The 20,108-nt window shown below is 55.6% G+C and carries 13 protein-coding genes and 1 tRNA gene; 5 read left to right on the top strand and 9 right to left on the bottom strand.

The window, feature by feature from the left end:
- From K8I01_10630 to K8I01_10590, 9 genes are all read right to left on the bottom strand, one after another.
- A complete protein-coding gene (locus K8I01_10630; protein ID MBZ0220872.1) occupies positions 1-1,128 on the bottom strand; it encodes a hypothetical protein in 1,128 nt (375 codons plus the stop codon).
- Positions 1,125-2,051: a hypothetical protein gene (locus tag K8I01_10625; protein ID MBZ0220871.1), complete on the bottom strand. Its 927-nt coding sequence runs from the start codon at positions 2,049-2,051 to the stop codon at positions 1,125-1,127. The genes K8I01_10630 and K8I01_10625 overlap by 4 nt, the downstream gene beginning before the upstream one ends.
- On the bottom strand, positions 2,032-3,846 hold the full coding sequence (locus K8I01_10620) for an AMP-binding protein (protein ID MBZ0220870.1): 1,815 nt from the start codon (positions 3,844-3,846) through the stop codon (positions 2,032-2,034). The genes K8I01_10625 and K8I01_10620 overlap by 20 nt, the downstream gene beginning before the upstream one ends.
- Positions 3,843-5,378: an acyl--CoA ligase gene (locus K8I01_10615; protein MBZ0220869.1), complete on the bottom strand. Its 1,536-nt coding sequence runs from the start codon at positions 5,376-5,378 to the stop codon at positions 3,843-3,845. The genes K8I01_10620 and K8I01_10615 overlap by 4 nt, the downstream gene beginning before the upstream one ends.
- Before the next feature lie 7 nt (positions 5,379-5,385).
- Positions 5,386-6,306, bottom strand: a complete 921-nt coding sequence (locus K8I01_10610) for an SPASM domain-containing protein (protein MBZ0220868.1) — start codon at positions 6,304-6,306, stop codon at positions 5,386-5,388.
- Between the two features lie 555 nt (positions 6,307-6,861).
- Positions 6,862-9,627, bottom strand: a complete 2,766-nt coding sequence (locus tag K8I01_10605) for a hypothetical protein (protein ID MBZ0220867.1) — start codon at positions 9,625-9,627, stop codon at positions 6,862-6,864.
- Between the two features lie 461 nt (positions 9,628-10,088).
- A tRNA-Phe gene (locus K8I01_10600) sits at positions 10,089-10,164 on the bottom strand.
- A 101-nt stretch (positions 10,165-10,265) separates the two neighbouring features.
- On the bottom strand, positions 10,266-12,023 hold the full coding sequence (locus tag K8I01_10595) for a YgiQ family radical SAM protein (protein ID MBZ0220866.1): 1,758 nt from the start codon (positions 12,021-12,023) through the stop codon (positions 10,266-10,268).
- Between the two features lie 57 nt (positions 12,024-12,080).
- Positions 12,081-12,467 carry a cupin domain-containing protein gene (locus tag K8I01_10590; protein MBZ0220865.1) on the bottom strand — a complete coding sequence of 129 codons (387 nt, stop codon included), beginning with the start codon at positions 12,465-12,467 and terminating at the stop codon, positions 12,081-12,083.
- Positions 12,468-13,153: 686 nt separating this feature from the next.
- Between K8I01_10590 and K8I01_10585 the strand changes: the two genes are divergently transcribed.
- The 5 genes from K8I01_10585 to neuB are packed head-to-tail and all read left to right on the top strand — an operon-like array spanning position 13,154 to position 20,107.
- The gene (locus tag K8I01_10585; protein ID MBZ0220864.1) at positions 13,154-16,315 is read left to right on the top strand and encodes an SLBB domain-containing protein; all 3,162 of its coding nucleotides are present in this window, start codon (positions 13,154-13,156) and stop codon (positions 16,313-16,315) included.
- 13 nt (positions 16,316-16,328) lie between these two features.
- Complete coding sequence (locus K8I01_10580; GenBank protein ID MBZ0220863.1) at positions 16,329-17,327, top strand: SDR family NAD(P)-dependent oxidoreductase; 999 nt, start codon at positions 16,329-16,331, stop codon at positions 17,325-17,327.
- Positions 17,296-18,480 (top strand): LegC family aminotransferase, encoded by a 1,185-nt coding sequence (locus K8I01_10575; GenBank protein MBZ0220862.1) that lies wholly within the window; start codon positions 17,296-17,298, stop codon positions 18,478-18,480. Before K8I01_10580 ends, K8I01_10575 begins: the two co-directional genes overlap by 32 nt.
- Positions 18,477-19,106, top strand: coding sequence for an acetyltransferase (locus K8I01_10570; protein ID MBZ0220861.1), 630 nt, complete (start codon positions 18,477-18,479; stop codon positions 19,104-19,106). The genes K8I01_10575 and K8I01_10570 overlap by 4 nt, the downstream gene beginning before the upstream one ends.
- Positions 19,103-20,107, top strand: coding sequence for an N-acetylneuraminate synthase (neuB, locus tag K8I01_10565; protein ID MBZ0220860.1), 1,005 nt, complete (start codon positions 19,103-19,105; stop codon positions 20,105-20,107). Before K8I01_10570 ends, neuB begins: the two co-directional genes overlap by 4 nt.
- Position 20,108 lies beyond the last annotated feature (1 nt).

Raw genomic sequence — 20,108 nt, 5'->3', positions numbered from 1 at the left:
CTATACCCGGAAAAAGAGTATCCTGCCGATGACAGCGAGTCCTGAAGGCAGGTCCGGCTCCTTTGTTATCGCGAAACCGAGTATCACGAAGTTCATCGTAAAAAACCACGAAACCCAATCGGCAACGGGCTTGCTGACCGGCAAGGCGAATGGCAGGCCCGCCTTGAACCTCTGAAAACCCTGCCACACGGCTATGCCCGCGCCGTGATAGACGCCCCATGCGACATACCTTAACGAGACCTCGTGCCAGATCCCCAAAACGAGCATTGAGACGATCACCGCCGCCCACGGACGCCGACCTATCGACAGGGTAAACATGTAGACGTAGTCCCTGCACCAGCTCGAGAGCGATATGTGCCACCTTCTCCAGAAATCGTTTATGTTCTTTGCCAGGAACGGGTAGTTGAAGTTCTCGGCAATCTTGAAGCCGAGTAGCATGGAGAAGCCAATGGCGATATCCGAATACCCGGAGAACTGGAAATACAGATTAAGGCCGTACCTCAGGCACTCGAGGTAGTCGGCAAGGACCGCGTGCGATTCGCCGATCTTTTCAATCCGCCCTGCGAGCAGGTTCGAGACCTCATAATTGGCAAGAAAGACCACTTTCACGAACCCGTACAGTATCCTCTCGCAACCGTTTGAGAAAAGAGCCGGATCGAATCTGTATCGCGAGAGATTCCTGTGGAATTCCTGGAACCTGTTTATGGGGCCGGCTACGAGCACGGGCAGGAAGAACATGTAATTTACGAACTCGCGGAACGTGTGCGGCGGAAGCGTGCCTTTTATGCCGTCCAGCACGTAATGGAGCGCCCTGAGCGTGTAGAAGCCGAAGCCAAGGGGCACAAGCGGCCCGCCCAGCCCGGCGCCTGTCCTGAACCAGATGAAAACTGCTGTTATCGAGCCGAATGCGGTAAGCGCCCCTGCTATCCAGTGCCTGCCGCGGCTAAGCGGAAGAATACCTAGTGCGGTGAAAAAAGCGAGCACGCCCAGAGAAAGGGGCGATACGAAGGCGAGGAGGACCGCCGCAGAAACAGATACCGCGTATGGCCGCCAATGCCTGGGTGCGGCCCAGTAGGCGGCGACCGTCGCGGCTATCCACAGGAGCATCTTCAGAGAGACGAAGCTCATGATTCAGCCATCAATTTGAGTTCCTTCACGAGCCATTGTGAAAACCTTTTGCGCCCTGCTTCGTTCATATGGGCGGGGTCGGCATAGAATTCGGACGCCATCTCCTCAGGAAACGCGACCATTGTGATTCTGTATTCGCTCCGGAGTCTTTCAAAAAGGGCAGCCCTGTCCGATTTGTAGTCGCCTGCAAGCGCTTCGAACTCGGGCGACCGCCTTACATCTACGAGCGCCACGCGCACGCCCCTTTTGGCCGCCTCGCTGAAAAAAGTCCCCACTTCATCGAACCCGACCAGAGTCCTCCTGTTAAATGAAGCTACGGATTTTTTAATCCTTCCGGCGGACTTTTTAACGGCTTGCAGCCTTGGGACGTCGTCCCGGATATTGGCGTAAGTATTGATGTGAGGCTCCGGCAGAGCGGGCCTTTTGACCTTCAGACTTTTTCGTACAGCCTCCCGCAGGAAATCCGGGTAACTCTTTAAAAAACCCTTTTCGCACCTGTGGTAAAAAACACTATCAGATTCGAGAAGAATGATGCTTGGGCGAACGTCGAGGACCTTTTCAAAAAAAAGCTTGAAATCCTCCAGCACTGCGCATGGACGCGCGAGGTGAAGGAATTTGAGAGACATAAGCTTTTCGGAAGCTAGCTCCTCAAACGCCTGGTCAGGCATAATAGCGTACGCCATAAGGGAACTGCCAATGGCAATAACCCTCAGGCCCTTGTCTCCGGCATCGCTCCGATCTGAAAACTTTTCAAATCTTTGTAGATAGGAGTTTCGGTAGGCTGCCTCCGCCTCCAGGTGATATGTCCTGTACGCTGGCAAAGACACAAGGAAAACGCACGTGAAAAGAGCGGCTACAATATGCCAGAGCCTGAGCGGAGGGAACGGTTGAGGGTACTTGTGTTCAGGACGAGAGCTTTTCACCAACTATCCTCTCGGCATCGCCTATGGACTGAATCCTGATGATGTCGGCAGGGGCAAGCCGTATACCGAACGCCTCCTCAAGGGCAACCACGAACTGAAGGTGCGCGAGCGAATCCCATTCCGGTATTTCGGCCGGCGTGGACGATGAAGATATTTCCTCGACGGACGTTTTGAACGTATTCGCAGCCGCCGAGCGGACCCTGCTTTTCAGGTTTCCAATGGTCCCTGCCGCCGGGGGCAGGGACTCAAGCGCCATCTTTTTAGCGACCGGTATTACCACCTTGCCTGAAGGCCCTTTTGGAAGTTCCGGGAGTATGTAGACGCTCGTCGGCACCTTGTACTCGGCTATCCTCGATCGACAGAACTCAACAAGAGCCCTTTCTCCGTAGGAAGAACCGGGTGCGAGGGCGACACAGGACACGACGCGCTCGCCCCATGTCTCGTCTTCGACACCGAAGGTCACGGCTTCAAGCACGTCGGGGTGCTCCTTTAACGTCTCGGTGACCTCCTCGGGATGTATGTTGCGGCCTCCGGAGATGATGACGTTTTTTTTCCTGCCTGCGATCCTGTAATAGCCGTCCACGTCCTTGACTGCAATGTCTCCGGTACGGAGCCAGCCGCCGGATAATGCCTCACGCGTGGCCTCAGCATCTTCGAAATATCCGGTCATGATGTTGTCGCCTTTCAAGAACAGTTCCCCTGCCTCTCCTGCCGGGGCTTCCGAGCCGTCCTCCCTCATGATCCTTGCCTCGCAATCGGCCGGTTTGCCGATGGTACCAACTCGCCGGTCAGAGTTTCCTGGACCGCAGAAAAGTGCGCCCGTGACCGTCTCGGTAAGGCCGTACACATTGGCTACCCTGACCTTGAACCTCTTTTCAAATTCCTCCCATAGTCTCTGTTCGAGATAAGCGGCCGTGGATATTATGAGCTGGAAATCTTCCGTGGCGAAGCCATCCTCATGTCCCTGCCCGAGCCTGTTTATAAGCGAGAGCATCGTCGGCACGGCTACGAAATGAGTTATGCGCTCACGGTATACCGAATCCATGAGGCCGGTTATATTTTGAACGCTGAAATCAAGCGGCCTGTAAAGGGTGGCAGAGTTGAAGAATGCGGCAAGCGGGCCCTGGACTATGCCGTCGGCATGGTTAAGAGGGAGTACGTTCAGTATTCGGGAGGCCTCGTCAAGACCGAACTGCCTCGAAAGCGTCCCAAGGTGCGTGAAGAGGGCCGAGTGGCTTATCCTGACGCCTTTTGGCCGCGAGGTCGTCCCTGAAGTGAACAAAATATACGCATCCGAGCCCCGGTCGATACCCGGAGGAGGCTGGGCGGGGAGCGCGGCCTCAAGATACGACGGAAGTGGAGAGGCGTCTTTTTTCGAAAACCTGCTCAGAAAGCCGGCCTTTGCAGACTTTTTGCCCACCTCGAATACCGCTCTTGTATCAGCCGCCCTGTGCCTTATGTCTTTGTCCAAAAAGGCGCACCCGGCCTTTGCGGCAACCACGAGCCTTGCGGCCTCCGGGTCCGGCAGGCGCGGATCGATGAGCACCGGAGCGACACCGTTACGCAGCAATCCAAGGAACGCGGCGGCCACTTCGATATCGTCCCTGCTAGAGATTATAGCCCTGTCCCCTGCCTTTATTCCCGCGCCTTTGAGAAGGCCCGAAAGCCTGTCGGTGCGCTCAAGCAGCCCCCCGTAGGTGAGAGTCCCGTTGCCAGTGACGACAAGCGGTTTCGTGGGTTTTGCGGCAGCGGCATTTTCAAATGCGGCCGCTATGTCGAGCGGGGTCGGGTTCATAAACAAGCCTCTTTCAATTTTCTTCTGAGCAATTTTCCGTTTGTGCCGCGCGGAAGCGAATCAACGAGCCTGAAGTCCGCCGGCGTCCTATTATGTCCGAGGACCGCAAGGCAGTGCCTTTTAAGTTCCTCTGTGATTTTTCTTTTCTCCCCGCTCGGGTTTCTTGGCACGACAAAAGCCTCAATCACGGGACGGCCCCCTTCAGCGCCCAGGGCGCAGACAGCGGCTTCGATGACAAGGGGAGAGGATTCGATGGCGCGCTCGATCTGGGCCGGGTGGACAAGCTCTCCCCGTGCGTCCTTGAAGGCGTCGTCGGCTCTTCCGATAAGCTCGATGGAGCCGTCAGGGCGCGTGCGGCAGAGGTCCGCCGTTTTGTACCAGCCGTCCTTGACCACTTCCGCAGTGGCCTCGGGTTCCCCGAAGTAGCCGCTCATGAGGTTCTCCGTTTTTATGAAAAGCTCTCCGGTTTCGCCCTCTGCAGCTTCCCTTCCTCCAGAGGCGATTATTTTCGTCGCGCACCCGGCAGGTATCCCTATGGTGCCCCTGAAATCCAGTTCCCTGCCCGGAGGGACGCCTATGCAGAAGCCTGCCGTCTCGGTGAGGCCGTAATAATTGAGCACGGGCCTGCCAAAAAGCATTTCAAATTTTTCAGCCATGGATTCGGGCAGGCTCGAGCCGGTGCACATGACAAGCCTCAATTCTTTGACGAAATGGCTTGAAACCCTTTCGGGAAAGAGTACGAACTGGGCGAGAAAGGCCGGGACAGTGCACAGAACGGTTGTGCCGGTTTTCTCCATGAGTTCGGAGGCGGCAGCGGCGTTCTTTCTCACATTCTCAGGCGCTATTATGAATGACGAGCCGGCCCGGAGCGCCGCCACGCACGGGTTTCGGAGTCCGCTCATGGTGTGGAAATCGCCCGTGCAGAGGATCCTGTCCTTTCCCGTCCATCCGTAGACCTCTGAGACGAGGCGGCCGCTTCCGCAAAGGGCGGCGTTCGACAGCACTACGCCTTTTGGAAGCCCGGAAGTCCCGGACGTGAAAAGGATTGCCGCATCGTCTTCAGGCGAGACCGGACCGGCCCGGTAGTCTTTGCCGCCCTCATCAAGCCAGGCGGAGAATGATTTAAGCCGCGGATCAGATTCAGGGCCGTATGATATGGTCTCGATGCCGGCGGGCTCTTCAGACCTCGTGCTCTCTCGGCCAAGGAAAATAATTTTAGGCCCTGCTCTTTTTATGATCGCGGGGAGGGCATCCGTGGAAAGCGCGTAGTCGACCGGGACGAAGACCGCTCCTGCGAGCGCCGAGGCCCAGAATACGACCGCTGCTTCAGCCGAGGCTCGCGATATGGAGACTACCCGGTCTCCTTTCATGATGCCAGCGGCCTGAAGCCGGCCGGCAACGTCTTTCGCGAGGACGCCTGCCTCCGAGTAGCTTAAGCTGCTGCCGTCGTCAAAAATTATAATGGGCGAGGACCCGTTTTTGGAAACGGACGTCTCGAAAAGAGAAGCTATCGTATTCGGCGTGTGCGTCAAAAGAATCCTATCCCTCGGTGTAGAAGATGTCCATGCAGCCTTTGCAGAAAGAGTTCGTCCCGTACTCGCCGGTGCGGTGCTGCTCTCTTAAGCCGGAATAGATTTCGCCATTCCAAATATCCTTGAGAGTCGATACGGCCGCGTTCCCCATAACGTTTGCGGAGTTATAGTCGCGGCAGCACGGGACCACGGTGCCGTCCCACTGGACAACCAGGTATTGCCAGGGGAATGGGCATGGCATGAAAGGCGGGTATTTTTTCACTTCCCCGAGCGGGACGAGCTCTTTTTCGGTCCAGGGGAAGAACTCGCGCACTTCCACGGGCACGCCCTTATCCTCCCACTCGCGCCTGAACTCTTCTATGCGCCTGTCATTAGCGTTAAGGCGGATTATCCGGAGCGCTATGTTAACGCCACCGAGCCCGGAATTCCCGTTGAGTAGCCTTGCGATATTAGCGATGTTCTCCGTTGCTTTAACGTAGTCGGCGGACTTGCCGCGTATTGTCCTGTAGCTCTCCTCGTCGTATCCGTCGAAAGATACAATTATCCTGAACGGCCGGTTTTCGACCAGTTTATCCAGGACGGTCGGCGTAAGCTCGGGCGCGTTCACGGAAAGGGTCGTCTTGAGGCCCTTGCCCGAGGCGTACCCGGCCATATCGTGCACGCGAGGATGGAGAAGGGATTCGCCAAAATGGAAAAGCTCGATCTCCTTTGCCCTTACGGGCTCTGAGAAGCCGGAAATTTCATCTATTATCTTCTGATAAAGGGAGAAGTCCATGAACCCGACCTCGCGCTCCATGCGGGAAGGCCTTGGGCACATGACACAGGAATAGGGACAGCTGTTCGTGGGCTCTATCTGATGCACATGCGGCTCGGCGGTCCTTTTGAGCTCAAAAAGCTCGGCCCAGCCGTTTCTACTTCTAAGTGACACCGGGAATTTGTTCTGGCTCGTCATCCGGGAGAAAGTACTTGCAGTGTCGATCTTCTTTATGCGGAATGATACAAGAAAAGTCAGGCATAATCCAATAAAAACACTCTATTCCGATTCCAGACTTCGGGCTCTTTTTTAAACCTGAAAAGACAAAATAATAAGTCCAGGGCAGGGCTTTATAATATAGTAAGGCAGAACTATTCAGGCTCTGAAGGGTTTACGCGGCCCTGGCTGGTCCTATGATCCAAAAAGAAAAGGGGTCAGCCAATGTCAGCTAACCCCTTGATTTTAAAGGTGGCCATGGAGGGAATTGAACCCCAGATCACGGGGATTTTCAGCTAATGTTCCATTTTGGATTCACGTTTTTTTATTAATACGTTACGGCTTTTTTGCCTGACTTATGTAGGCAGTTTTATCTTTTAAGAAATACCTTGGGAAGAGTTTGAAAAAACAAAAAATGGGAAACTATAACGAACAGAGTATAAAAAAGTATTTTTATCTGGAGAGATGTATCAAATTCAGCAAACCTAACCGATGCAGAGAAACTTTTAATTATTAAAACTCGTTCACCTGCACTGGGATGTTGCTGCCTACATCCGTACCATTCCCAAGCTGGCCGAAGTAATTAGCTCCCCAAGCCCATAATGTGCCGTCCGACTTGAGAGCTATAGTATGATGGTATCCCGCGGCTATTGCGGTCACTCCGGTAAACCCGCTAACCTGCACGGGTATGCTGCTGCTTACATCAGTACCATTTCCAAGTTGGCCGTGGCCATTTCCTCCCCAGGACCACACCGTGCCGTCCACCTTGAGAGCTATAGTATGATCGTATCCTCTGGCTATTGCGGCCACTCCGGTAAGCCCGCTAACCTGCACGGGTATGCTGCTGCTTACATCGGTGCCATTTCCAAGGCCGTAGAAACTAACTCCCCAAGTCCATAATGTGCCGTCCGACTTGAGAGCTATTGTCTGATTGTATCCCCCGGCTATTGCTGTCACCCCGGTAAGCCCGCTAACCTGCACGGGGATGCTGCTGCTTACATTAGTGCCATTTCCAAGCTCGCCATTAAAATTATATCCCCAGGTCCATACCGTGCCGTCCGACTTGAGAGCTATTGTATGATCGCTTCCCGCGGCTATTGCGGTCACTCCGGTAAGCCCGCTAACCTGCACGGGTATGTAGCTGTCTGCATTAGTGCCATTTCCAAGTTGGCCGTGGCCATTTTGTCCCCAGGTCCATACCGTGCCGTCTGATTTGAGAGCAATAGTATGAGTGTTTCCCCCGGCTATTGCTGTCACCCCGGTAAGCCCGCTAACCTGCACGGGGATGTTGCTGTCTGCATTAGTGCCATTCCCAAGCTGGCCGATGTAATTGTCTCCCCAGGCCCATACCGTACCGTCCGCCATGAGAGCTATGGTATAACGGTTTCCACCGGCTATTGCGGCCACCCCCGTAAGCCCGCTAGCCTGCACGGGGATGTTGCTGTCTGCATTAGTGCCATTTCCAAGCTCGCCGTTAAAATTATATCCCCAGGACCATACCGTGCCGTCTAATTTGAGAGCTATAGAATGCCAGAATCCTGCGTTTATCGCCGTGAGAGTTTGTGGAGAGAGAGTCGTACATATTGAGAGACTGCTTTGAGATGCATTGCCCGCCGCATCGTATGCACGGACTGTATAACAGTATTCACCGAACGGGAGCATGGTATCGGCATAGGATGTGGTCGTGGATGTCCCTATTTGAGCCCCGTTTCTGAAAACCCTGTACCCGGCTACGCCTACATTGTCAGATGAAGCCGCCCAGCTCAGGTATATTGATGACGAGACAGCTGTGGCTGTCAATCCAGTGGGTATAGTGGGAGCAGACTCATCCGGTGCGGATAGGGTAGTTGCGCAAACAGTAGAGCTATAAATAGACTCATTACCAGCCGCATCGATCGCCGAAACCGAGTAGCAGTAACTCGTTGAAGGGGATAGCGCAGTGTCTGATGCCGTCGTGTTTGTTGTAGTATCTATTAAGGTGCCGCCCCTGTAAATCATGTATCCAGCCACGCCTACATCGTCGGTTGAAGCGGTCCATGAGAGATCAATCCGGCTGACAGAGGCGGCCATGGCAGTAAGATCCGTCGGCATTGAAGGCGGGCCGGTGTCTTCAGAGGCCCACAAACGATAATAAATATCAGCAATCTCGAGATTGATGCCAGCCAGTGACTTAGTCAAAAATTTCAGTTCCCCACCAATATTGCCCGAAATGCCGACCCCTGCCTCCACATGGTTGCCAGAAGAAGAGTACAAACTCGAAAATTTTCCATAAGGCCGCGGGTCAAAATATGGTCCGGCAACACCATATATATACATCCCGATCTTCGGGCTGAAATACAATTTGGCTGACCCAATGCCAGCCCAGCCATCATGTGAATAGGGAGTATAATTATAATCTTCGAATGAAGAGACCAGTGTGGTGTTGCCGTTTTCATAATCAAGGCCAGCCTCAATGGTTGCGGATGACCTGAATCCGTAAGTCTTGTCAAAAGTATTTTCGCCAGAAAAAACTATGCCGACGCTAGGGATAAATTCAAAGGTTATAACTATCGCAAATGGAGGGACTGGAATTGGAATTGAAACAACACCAATGTATATAGGCAATGCGCTGAGTGGAACATTATTATTAATGCTTACTCCAGCCATCGCGTTAACGGCGACATCCATATCCAGGGTGGCGGGACCTCTTAAAATAAACTTGAGCTTCTGGTTACGCAGGCCAATATCTATATCGTAATCCAACATGGGGCTGTACGTATAATCTCCAGACATGGTCGCATCAATATCGCCGGAAATTCCGAGATTGGTGCCAGGGATTTTATAAGTGATCTTCGGGATGAGGTCTATAGATGCCGACCTGGTAAAAGCCGCGGCTCCGGCATCGGATGTGACTGTTCCCTTTATACGGAGTTCTTCGAACGCATCCGTCAGCATTGCCTCGCTTGTCGTCACCTGCACCGTGCCGTCTGGCGCGGTATAGATGCTTTCCACCTTTCTAAGAAGGCCTCCGGGCGTTTCCGTTGCAATACCGGAGATAATTACATCTCCTATTTGCAGCGATTCTATCTGAGAGGTAGTTCCCGAGAAGATAAGCAAGGCGCCATCCTCAGAAACTGAAGCAAGGTTTTCTGTGGTGTTTTGATCGAGAGCCTTGGCGTTTGAGGCAAGTTTTGCGGAGGCTTGACTGCTATCATTCCCTCCGCCACCGCACCCTGTAAGCAGGAATATGGTTAAACAGAATAAGGACAGTAGTTTGCAAAAACCTTTGTTGTTTTTCATCAGGTTGCAGTTCATTTGTGGCTTGGTTAGGGGAGTTGGCCTTAATAAATTTGCGAATTTGATTTGAATTTACCCCATAATGAGGTCTACTCGCAATTGCCGGTTTATATCGTATTATTGCGACCAACACAATATATTTATTTACTGCCCCGCAGTCGTAAATGCTGACTTTAGAGTACAGGAGTTAGTCTGGCTAATCTGGATACGGCAATCTCGCCGCTTGAGAGTTTGAACGATTCATTTGTCGAGCTCCAGAGGGTTCAGAAAACGCCATTGATCAGGCGGGACATGGAAGATGCAGGGATATCTGGAGCTCGTGAGCGGGGGGAATGGAATGCGAAGGCCGTAATTTTCCAGGTTGAAAAGGTGCTGCGGTAGTAAGGCCCGCCTACCAGTAAGCAACCAGTAAGCGGAGTATATAAAAAGGGGCTACGGAAAATTCCGTAACCCCTTGATTTTAATGGTGGCCAGGGAGGGAATTGAACCCCCGACACGGGGATTTTCAGTCCCCTGCTCTACCGACTGAGCTACCTGGCCATTTTCCGAAATCCTAAACCAACAAAATAATATTAACAAGGCTGGTTGTCAAGGCCATTTTCCATTTGCGCGGACGGGAAAAGGCCGCCCCAAGCCCGATTTCAGCGGCCACTTTTGGGGCCGCTTCCTTTTGGGCCTGAGTTCCCTTTTTTGGCGGCATCCTTTCCGGCGCCCTGGCCAAAGAGAATGGCCTTCTGCTCCTCCCTGCCTTTGCTGGTCCTCTCGATGTAGCAGGGGGCCCCGGTGAACGGGTCGCGCCCGGTCCAGTACATGAGGGTCGAATAGGTCGATGGGGTGGGCGTAAAGACCTGTACCTGCTCAGGGATCCCTCCGAGCTCCTTTACCGCGAATGCGCGGAGTCTTTTCATGTCCTCGCGAGAGCAGCCGGGGTGGGCTGCCATCAGGTAGTATGAAAGGAACTGCTTGAGCCCCGCCTCCCTTGTAAACCTGTAAAAGAGCTCCTTGAACCTTAGAAGCGCGCCCTTGTCGCAGCCGGGCTTCCCCATCATGCGGAGCACGCCGTCTTCCGTGTGCTCCGGCGCTATCTTCATCTGGCCTGAGACATGGTGTGTGACGAGCTCCTTAAGGTAACTCTCCCCGTCTTTCCTGTCCGCAAGCACCATATCGTGGCGGATGCCCGAGGCGACTACCACCTTCTTTACCCCCTTGACTGAACGGAGGGCCCTCAAGAGCGAAATCTGCTCTTCGTGCCCCTGTTTAAGTAGCGGGCAGACCTTCGGTGAGATGCAGCTCTTTTTCGGGCAGCAGCCATCTTTTTCCATCCTCGAGCAGCCGCTACCGTACATGTTGGCCGAGGGCCCGCCCACGTCGTGTATCCTGCCCTTGAAAAGGGGGTGCCTCGCCATCTCCTCCGCCTCAGCAATGATGGAGGCGCGGCTCCTGCTCCTTACGCGCCTGCCCTCGTGGACGGCTATGGCGCAAAAGCCGCACTCGCCGTAGCAGCCCCTGTGAGTGGAGATGGAGAAGCGTATCGTCTCAAGGGCCTTTACCTCGCCGTCCTTCCTGTGAAATGGATGAAGGTCCCGTTCGTACCCGAGGGCGTATACGCGGTCAAGCTCCCCTCCGGTCAGATATTCCGACGGAGGATTCTGGACGAGATAGCGGTCTCCGTGCCTTTGTGCGAGCGGCAGGGCGGTCGCCGGGTCGTTATTTGCGTAGAAGAGACGGAAGGCCCTGGTGAAGGCGTTCTTGTTTGAGACACATTCCTCATAGGAAGGGAGCTCTATCGCGCCTTCGGGAGCTATTTTGGAGATATGGCAGAGCCCGCGTATATCGGAAGGGTCCTTCCCTTTTTTAAGGCGGTCGGCGAGTTCGACCGCCGAACGCTCCGCCATGCCGTAGAGGACGTAGTCGGCCTTTGCGTCGAAGAGGACGGATCGCCTTATAGAGTCCGTCCAGAAGTCGTATTGGGCGATGCGTCTGAGGCTCGCCTCTATGCCGCCGAGGACTATGGGGCGGGTCCCCTTGAAATGCCTTCTTATGAGGTTGGAATAGATGATCGCGGCCCGGTCCGGCCTTCTGTCATTGAAGCCCCCCGGGGTGTAGTCGTCGCTCATGCGGCGGCGGCCGGAGGCAGTGCGGTTCGCGACCATCGAATCTATGCAGCCGCCGGTCACGCCCCAGAAAAGGAGCGGCTCGCCGAGGCGCAGGATATCCGTGCCGGAGGGGTCCGGCTGGCCGATGACCCCGACCCTGTAGCCCGCGTCCACGAGCACCTTCCCGATGACAGCGACCCCTATGAAGGGCGAGTCGATGTAGCTGTCGCCGGTCACGAGTATAACGTCCAGGCGCTCCCAGCCGAGCGCCCTGGCTTCTTTTTCCGTAGTCGGGAGAAACATCGTCTTATCCCGATATGATACAGAAGAAACGGGCCGGCTGGAAGTTATTCTTTGAGCTTATTTCTTGTGCTTCTCCCTCTCATAGGCCTCTGCCTCGGCCTTGTTCTTGTGGACCGTGCCATGCGGGTGCTCGGGAGGCGAGTAGACCGTATAGAGCTTCATCGGTTCACTGGAGTCATTTACTATATTGTGCTCCGTTCCCGCAGGGATGACGACCGCGGAGCCGTCCTGTATCTTGTGCTTCTTGCCGTCCAGCACGGCAGTTCCGGTCCCGGCCTCGACCCTTATGAACTGGTCCACGTCGTCGTGCGTCTCCATGCCGATGTCCTCGCCCGGCGCGAGCGCCATTACAACGAGCTGGCTGTTCGGGCCCGTAAAGAGGACCTCGCGGAAATACCCGTTCTCAAGCGATTTCTTTTCGATATCGGTCAGATACCCTGCCATAGCCGCCTCCTTTTTGTTTTGTCCTGCTTGGCTGGAGATTCGAAAAGAGTACTAATTAACATTATATCAGGCAAGGAGCCCGGCTTTCAGCGGGGCAGGTAAACAACCCCGTTTAAAGCCCGTCTATTCCCATCCTGGACCTTCAAGGCTTTCTGGATTGTTTAGTCCGTCAATACGAGCTTTAGTTTTAATGGTAATGAACGAGGTTTTCTCACTGAGTTGACAAAAGTCTGAAACCCCGATATATATAAGCCAGCATCCGAGGACCGCATCAAACACGCACCTCAGAAGATTCCATCCCGCTTTCATCAAGGCAATCACATCCTGAGCACGGCGATTCAACCCTCCTTTGTCCGATATTCCTTCGGCTCAGGGTTGGTCCCGCTTCTGGCAGCTCCTTATTTGCCAGAAGCTCCCTGAAACTCATCCTGTACAGCGGATAGCGGCAGAGGTCAGAGTAGAGGCTCTGTCCCCCAAATGTGCCCCGGCACACTTCAGGGCTTCCCTAATGACTCGGGCGCCCAGGGAACCAGACCTGTTCCCGAGCTTCTAAAAAAGAGGTCCTCTGGATGCGCCCGTTTTTGGTCCAGGCCGCGAGTGTGCCAGCCTGCCCAAAGGAGCGGGAGACCTGCATTTTTTACGAAAACAATAACTATGACAGGGGCCGGTGTCCCGGGGGTTTGGGTTTGAGATTAGCCGTATTTTTTTTATCCGTCCTGCTCTTTTTCGTCTCCGAGGTCTTTGCGGAAGACATTTGCGCCGAAAGAGGAGAGGCCGGAGCCGCGCTTACGGCTGAAGGGGTCGAGGCCTTCAGGACTGATCCCGAGTATATCGAATTAAGCCCCAGGGACGCTACAAAGGGAAGGGACCTCCTTAAATCAAAGGACATGGGGAGCAAGCCATTACCGCTGAAAGAAGAAGCTTTCCTTTCCGGCGAGGCGGGCTGGCCTTTTCCTCCTGGCGCGGACAGGAGTGAGGCCAGTTCCATAAAATACAAGAGGGAATGCAAGGGCAGCGCCCCCCCCATCCCTGATGAGGCCGACAGGGAGAAAAAGCCTTCCGCAAAGTCGCTCTTTGAAAGGTTCCTCTCAAGCCCTGAGCCCCTCGAGGTCTCAACCAGCCTCGACCCGTTCGGCTACGAGCTCTTCAAGGCGAACCAGGCGGTGCTTTTGCAGGACGCTCCGGTCGCCTCGGATTACGTGATCGGGCCCGGCGACGAGATGAACGTCCTCATCTGGGGCAGGATGAGCGGACAGTACGCGCTTACCGTGAGCCGGGAAGGAACGGTGCACATACCGGATATAGGGCCGGTCCAGGTCGGCGGCTTGACGTTCGCTGAGATGAAGAAGGCCCTTTCAGGCCGCATAAGGGGCGCGATAGGCACCGAGGCGAGCATCACGATGGGGAAGTTCAGGAGCATACAGGTCTTTGTCCTCGGCGAGGTGAAAAAGCCGGGGGCCTACGTAGTGAACGGCATGTCGACCCTTACCGGCGCGCTCATGCTCTCGGGCGGCCCCTCGTCCATTGGCTCTTTGAGGAATATCGAGCTTAAGCGCGGCGGAAAGGCTATAGCTTCCATGGACCTCTACGACCTCCTTTTGAAGGGCGACAACTCCATGGACAGAAGGCTCCAGAGCGGCGACGTCATATTCGTCCCTCCTGTCGGGCCGCTCGTGGGGGTGGCGGGGAACGTAAAAAGGCCCGCGGTCTACGAGCTGGACCGCGTCTTCGACCTTGCGGGAGTCATGGAGGTCGCGGGCGGGGCCATACCGACGGCGTTCACGCAGAGGGTGCAGGTTGAGAGGCTTGACGGGAATAAAAAAAGAACCGTTATCGATATAAACGCGGAAGACAGGGGCGCTGCGGGCAATTTCAAGCTCCAGGACGGCGACCTCGTAAAGGTCTTCGCGATAACGGAGAAGGACGCTAACGCGGTCTTCGTCCGCGGCAAGGTCAAAAGGCCGGGGAAATACGAGCTCAAGGACGGCATGAGACTCGGTGACATAATAAAAAGCGAGGGCGACGTCGATGAAGAGGCCCATCTCGATTACGGGCTCATAAAAAGGCTGAGGCCGCCGGAGATGAACCAGGAACTGGTCCCGTTCAGCCTCGCGTCGGTCTTTTCCGGAAAAGATGACCCCCTCCTTGAGCCCAGGGACACGGTATTTGTTTTCTCCAGGTGGTTCTTCTCCGAAAGGCCCAGGGTAGCGCTGGAAGGCGATGTAAGGTGCAGCTCTGATTTCGTGCTTGAAGCCAGGGATAGTAAGGAAAAAGCGGTGGATCGGCTGGAAAGGGAGGGAAAGCGGACTGCCCCTGAACAGAAGAGAAATGAAACACCCGGGCAGAAACATGATGATCAGGAAGGCTTGAAAAAGGATCTAAAGCGGGAAGGAACAGACTATAGAGCCGAAGAAAGACCCGGCCGGGAGATAGTCAAGCCTGAGCTGGAAACCCTGGCGCGTGATGCGAAAGAAAGTCGGCAGAAGGACCAGGACCGGTTGGAGGAGGCCCGATATGAGGATAAGCGGACCCGGTGCGAGCTCGAATACAGGGATAATCTCACAGTCAGGGACCTGGTCCTCCTTACCGGCGGTCTCACGCCGGAGGCTTCGTCGGGCGGGTTCGAAGTGTACAGGACGGACCCCGAGACGCGGGCAATCGAATCAATGGAGCGCAATCTCTCAAAGGCGATGGCGTCTGACGAGGAGCATAATTTGAGGCTCCGGCCGGACGACCGGGTCGTAATACATTCCATACGAGAGACCTTGCCAAATCGTTTCGTTTCGATCAAGGGGGAGGTCGGAAAGCCCGGCAGGTACGAGTACGCCTCGAACTGGACGGTAAGGGATCTGATTTTTGCCTCCGGCGGAGTCCTCGATTCAGCTTACCTCAAAGAGGCGGAGCTCGCCTCCGGTGTCGTAGAGGAGGGCAGGTATGAGATAAGGCACAGGAAAATAGACCTTGCCAGGGCCCTGGCCGGAGACTCCGCGAATAACCTGCCCCTCAGTCCCAACGACAGCATACATGTGAAGAGGATTCCGGAGTGGAGGAGCGAGATGTACATTTCGCTCAAGGGGGAGGTCGCCTTCCCCGGACGGTATATCATAAGGAAGGGAGAGCCGATGAGCTCGGTCATAAGGAGGGCGGGCGGCTTCTCGGATAACGCCTATCTCAAAGGCGCGGTCTTCAGCAGGGAGTCGGTCCGGAAGCTTCAGCAGAAGAACATAGACGACGCCATAGACAGGTTTGAGCAGAAGATACTGAGCCAGTCGGCCGATTCAGCGATGAGCGCGCTCGGCGCTGATGAGGCCCGGCAGATACAGAGCGCAAAGGAGCAGAAGATCGCGCTATTACAGAAGCTCAGGGCCGCAAAGGCGTCAGGCAGGATCAGCATAAGGCTCGAAGACCTCGGAAGTTTCGAGGGATCGGTCTACGACATCGCCCTGGAAGACGGTGACGAGCTCCTCGTGCCGTCCCGGTCCGACCAGGTCCAGGTGATGGGCGCAGTCTTTAACCAGACGGCGTTCGTGCACGAACCTGACGCGACAGTATCCTCCTATATCAGAAAATCAGGGGGCATAACCGCCGACGCGGACAGGAAGGCGATCTACATTCTCAAGGTGGACGGCACGGCCATGAGCGGCAGCGGGAGCTGGGGCTTAAGGTGGGACAGCGACAGAAGGAGCTGGTTTTCAGGGGGGCTCATGTCCGAGCGGCTCGACCCCGGGGACACGATAGTGGTCCCGGAAAAGGTAGACAAGATAGCGTGGCTCAAAGAGACGAAAGACCTCACCCAGATACTCTACCAGATAGCGGTTACCGCCGGGGTCCTCACTGTGATGTTTTGACAGGATGGCAGGTATGAAACTTTCAGGCAAGAGGGTCCTTGTGACAGGGGCGTGCGGCTTTATCGGTAGCCATTTGGTCGAAAGACTCCTAAAAGAAGGCTCGGAGGTGCGGGCGTTCGTCTGCTATAACTCTTTTAATTCCTGGGGCTGGCTCGATCGCATCACTTCCGAGGCGCTGAAGTCAGTCGAGGTCGTTACCGGCGATATAAGGGACCCGCACGGCATAAGAAAGGCTGTCGAGGGCTCGAAGGCGGTCTTTCACCTTGCGGCTCTCATCGGCATACCCTACAGCTACCGCTCACCTGAGAGCTACATGGACACTAATATAAAAGGGACTCTCAACGTGCTGCAGGCCGCAAGGGATCTTTCCGTAGAAAGGGTCGTCGTCACTTCCACATCCGAGGTCTACGGCACGGCCAGATACGCGCCCATGGACGAGGAGCACCCCAGGCAGGCGCAATCCCCATACGCGGCGACGAAGATAGCCGCGGACTCCCTTGCCGAGTCGTTCGTAAAGAGCTTTGGCCAGGACGTGCTCATAGCAAGGCCATTCAATACCTACGGGCCGAGGCAGTCCGCGCGCGCGATAATCCCGACCATAATAACCCAGCTACTCTCAGGGAATAGGGAGTTGAAGCTAGGCGCGCTCCACCCTACCAGGGATTTCGTATACGTCAAGGACACGGTCGAGGGCTTCGTGAGGATAGCGAAATCAGAGGCGAAGCCCGGGACGGATATCAACATCGCGACAGGGCAGGAGATATCGGTTCGCGCGCTCGCGGAGACGATAGCCGAGATTACGGGCCGGGGCGCGGAGATTCTAAGGGATGACCACAGGGTTAGGGCCTCGGGGAGCGAGGTCGAAAGGCTCTGCGGGAGCGTTGAGAGGCTTAAAAAGCTTACTGGATGGTCCCCGGCTCGTCCCCTCAAGGAAGGGCTCAGGGAAACTGTCGAGTGGTTTAGCGCCACGGAGAACATGGATGGCTACAAGCACGGTATCTATAACATCTGATGCGGCACCCATCAGAATAGCCCTTTCAGAGCCCGAGATATCGGGTAATGAATGGAAGTATGTGAAAGAGTGCCTGGACACGGGCTGGGTCTCGTCAGCAGGCGCTTTCGTTACGCGCTTTGAGAAGAGCGTTGCCGCATATACGGGAGCCCATGAGGCCGTCTCTACCGTCAACGGCACATCGGCGCTCCATGTGAGCATGGTAGCGCTGGGGGTAGCGCCAGGTGACGAGGTCGTGGTCCCTGCCGTAACATTCGTCGCGCCAGTGAACGCTGTTAAATACTGCGGCGCAGAGCCCGTATTCATGGACTGCGACCCGGACACGCTCTGCATGAATACGGCAAAGCTCGCGACGTTCCTCAAAAATGAGTGCTTCAGGGGTAAGGACGGCTTCACTTATAACAGGACGACAAAAAGGCGTGTGAAGGCTGTCGTGCCGGTGCATGTCTTCGGCCACCCGGCAAGGATGGACGAGCTGGTGGATGCGTGCCTCGGAAGGGATATCGAGGTCATAGAGGACGCAACCGAGAGCCTGGGCTCGGAGTTCATGGGCAAGAAAACCGGCACATTCGGCGCGGCAGGGTGTTTCTCATTCAATGGAAATAAGGTTATTACAACGGGCGGCGGCGGAATGGTCGTAACGGACGATCGCGCGCTTGCCGTAAGGCTAAAGCACCTTACGACGCAGGCCAAGACGGACGCCTTCGAGTACGAGCACGACGAGGTCGGCTACAACTACCGGCTTACCAATATGCAGGCCGCGCTGGGGGTTGCCCAGTTGGAGCGCCTCGAAGAGTTCGTGTCTAACAAGAGGAGGAACGCCGAGTCCTACAGGAGGCTTCTCATGGAAAGTGCCGGGCTCATGTGGGAGAAGCCCTGGGCCAGGAGCAATTTCTGGCACTGCACAATTAGGGTCGGGGAGAAGAGGCGGGGGCCGCTTATCAGGCGTCTTACCGAAAGGGGCATACAGGTGAGGCCCCTCTGGAAGCCGGTCCACCTCCTTCCCATGTACAGGGGTTGCCAGGCATACAGGATAGAGCACGCGGAAGCGGCTTATAGGAGCTGCCTGAACATACCGAGTGGAGTAGCGCTGAAGAGTGATGAGATAGAGCACGTGGCAGCGGAGATAAACCGCGCGCTCAAGGGCGAATGAAGGAGCGGCTGGTGCTCATAGGGGGCGGAGGCCACGCCAGGGTCCTTATGGAGCTTATATCATCATCTGATGCTTTCGAGGTGGAGGCTGTACTGGACCCCAATCTCGCGCCAGGAACGCTGGTCTTAGATGTCAAGGTCGCCGGAGGTGATGAGCTCATTCCGGGGTTGTTTTCGTGCGGCATACGGAATGCGTGCGTGGCAGTAGGGAGCGTGAAAGACAACTCAAGGCGCGCCTCGATTTTCAAAATGCTCAAGGGGGCCGGATTCAGTCTGCCCCGGCTCATACATCCCAGGGCAATCATATCCGGGAGCGCTGCCATAAACGAGGGCGCGCAGGTCATGGCCGCTGCCACGGTGCAAGCTGGATCCGAAATAGGCGCAAATACCATCGTAAATACCGGCGCAATAGTCGAGCACGACTGCAGGATAGGGAGTCACGTGCACCTCTCTCCGGGCTCGGTAGTCTCTGGCGGGTGCCAAATAAGTGATGGCGCGTTCGTGGGAGCGGGGGCGACGATTATCCAGGGGGTTAGGGTCGGGGAGCGCGCGGTAATCGCGGCCGGGGCGGTGGTCATTGATGAGGTGCCGCCAGGCATTCTGGTGAAGGGGGTGCCGGCAACGTGAGCATATTCATAATAGGGGAGGCCGGAGTCAACCATAACGGTAGCCTTGAGACGGCGCTTGAAATGGTGGACGCGGCTTTCGAGGCCGGGGCGGATGCCGTCAAGTTCCAGACCTTCTGCGCGGAAAGAGTCGTAACGAGACGAGCGGAAAAGGCCGATTATCAGGTGAAGACGACGGACGAGGGACCGCAGCTTGATATGCTCCGCAGATACGAGCTGGATAAGAAAATGCATATCCGTTTGATCGAACGCTGCCGGGAAAGGGGCATAAGGTTCCTTTCGACTCCGTTCGACCTTGAGAGCATAGACCTCCTTTCCGGCCTCGGCCTCGATATCCTCAAGGTGCCTTCCGGAGAGATTACGAACCTGCCATATCTCAAGAAGGTGGGCGGGCTCGGGAAAGAAGTGCTCGTCTCGACAGGCATGTCGGAGATGGATGAGGTAAGGGAGGCGATAGAGGCCCTTGCAGACGCAGGTACCCCGAGGGAGCGCATAACCGCGCTCCACTGCAATAGCGAATATCCGACGCCTATGGAGGATGCGAACCTTCGGGCAATGGCGGCCTTGAGGGAAGCGCTTAAGATAAAGGTGGGGTACTCGGACCACACTCCGGGAATAGAGGCGGCGCTGGCGGCGGCCGCGCTCGGCGCAGAGGTCATAGAGAAGCACTTTACCCTCGATAAGGGGATGGAAGGCCCTGACCACAATGCGTCGCTTGAGCCCGGAGAATTGAAGGCAATGGTTTCAGGCATAAGGAAGATAGAGGAGGCGCTCGGGGACGGCATTAAGAGGCCTTCCCGCTCAGAGGCGGCGAACAGGGCTTTTCTCAGGAAGAGCATAGTCGCAGCCAGGGCCATAAGAAAAGGCGAGATGCTTTCAAAGGATAACCTGACGGTCAAAAGGCCGGGGAGCGGCATAAGTCCAATGCTCTGGGACAGGGTCGTGGGCGCGGCCGCAGTAAGGGACTTCGCCCCTGACGAGCTCATAGAGGCAGAGGTCTGAC

It is taken from the genome of Deltaproteobacteria bacterium, assembly GCA_019912665.1.
GTDB lineage: Bacteria > Desulfobacterota > GWC2-55-46 > GWC2-55-46 > GWC2-55-46 > UBA5799.
This window is presented reverse-complemented; position numbering and strand designations above follow the sequence as displayed.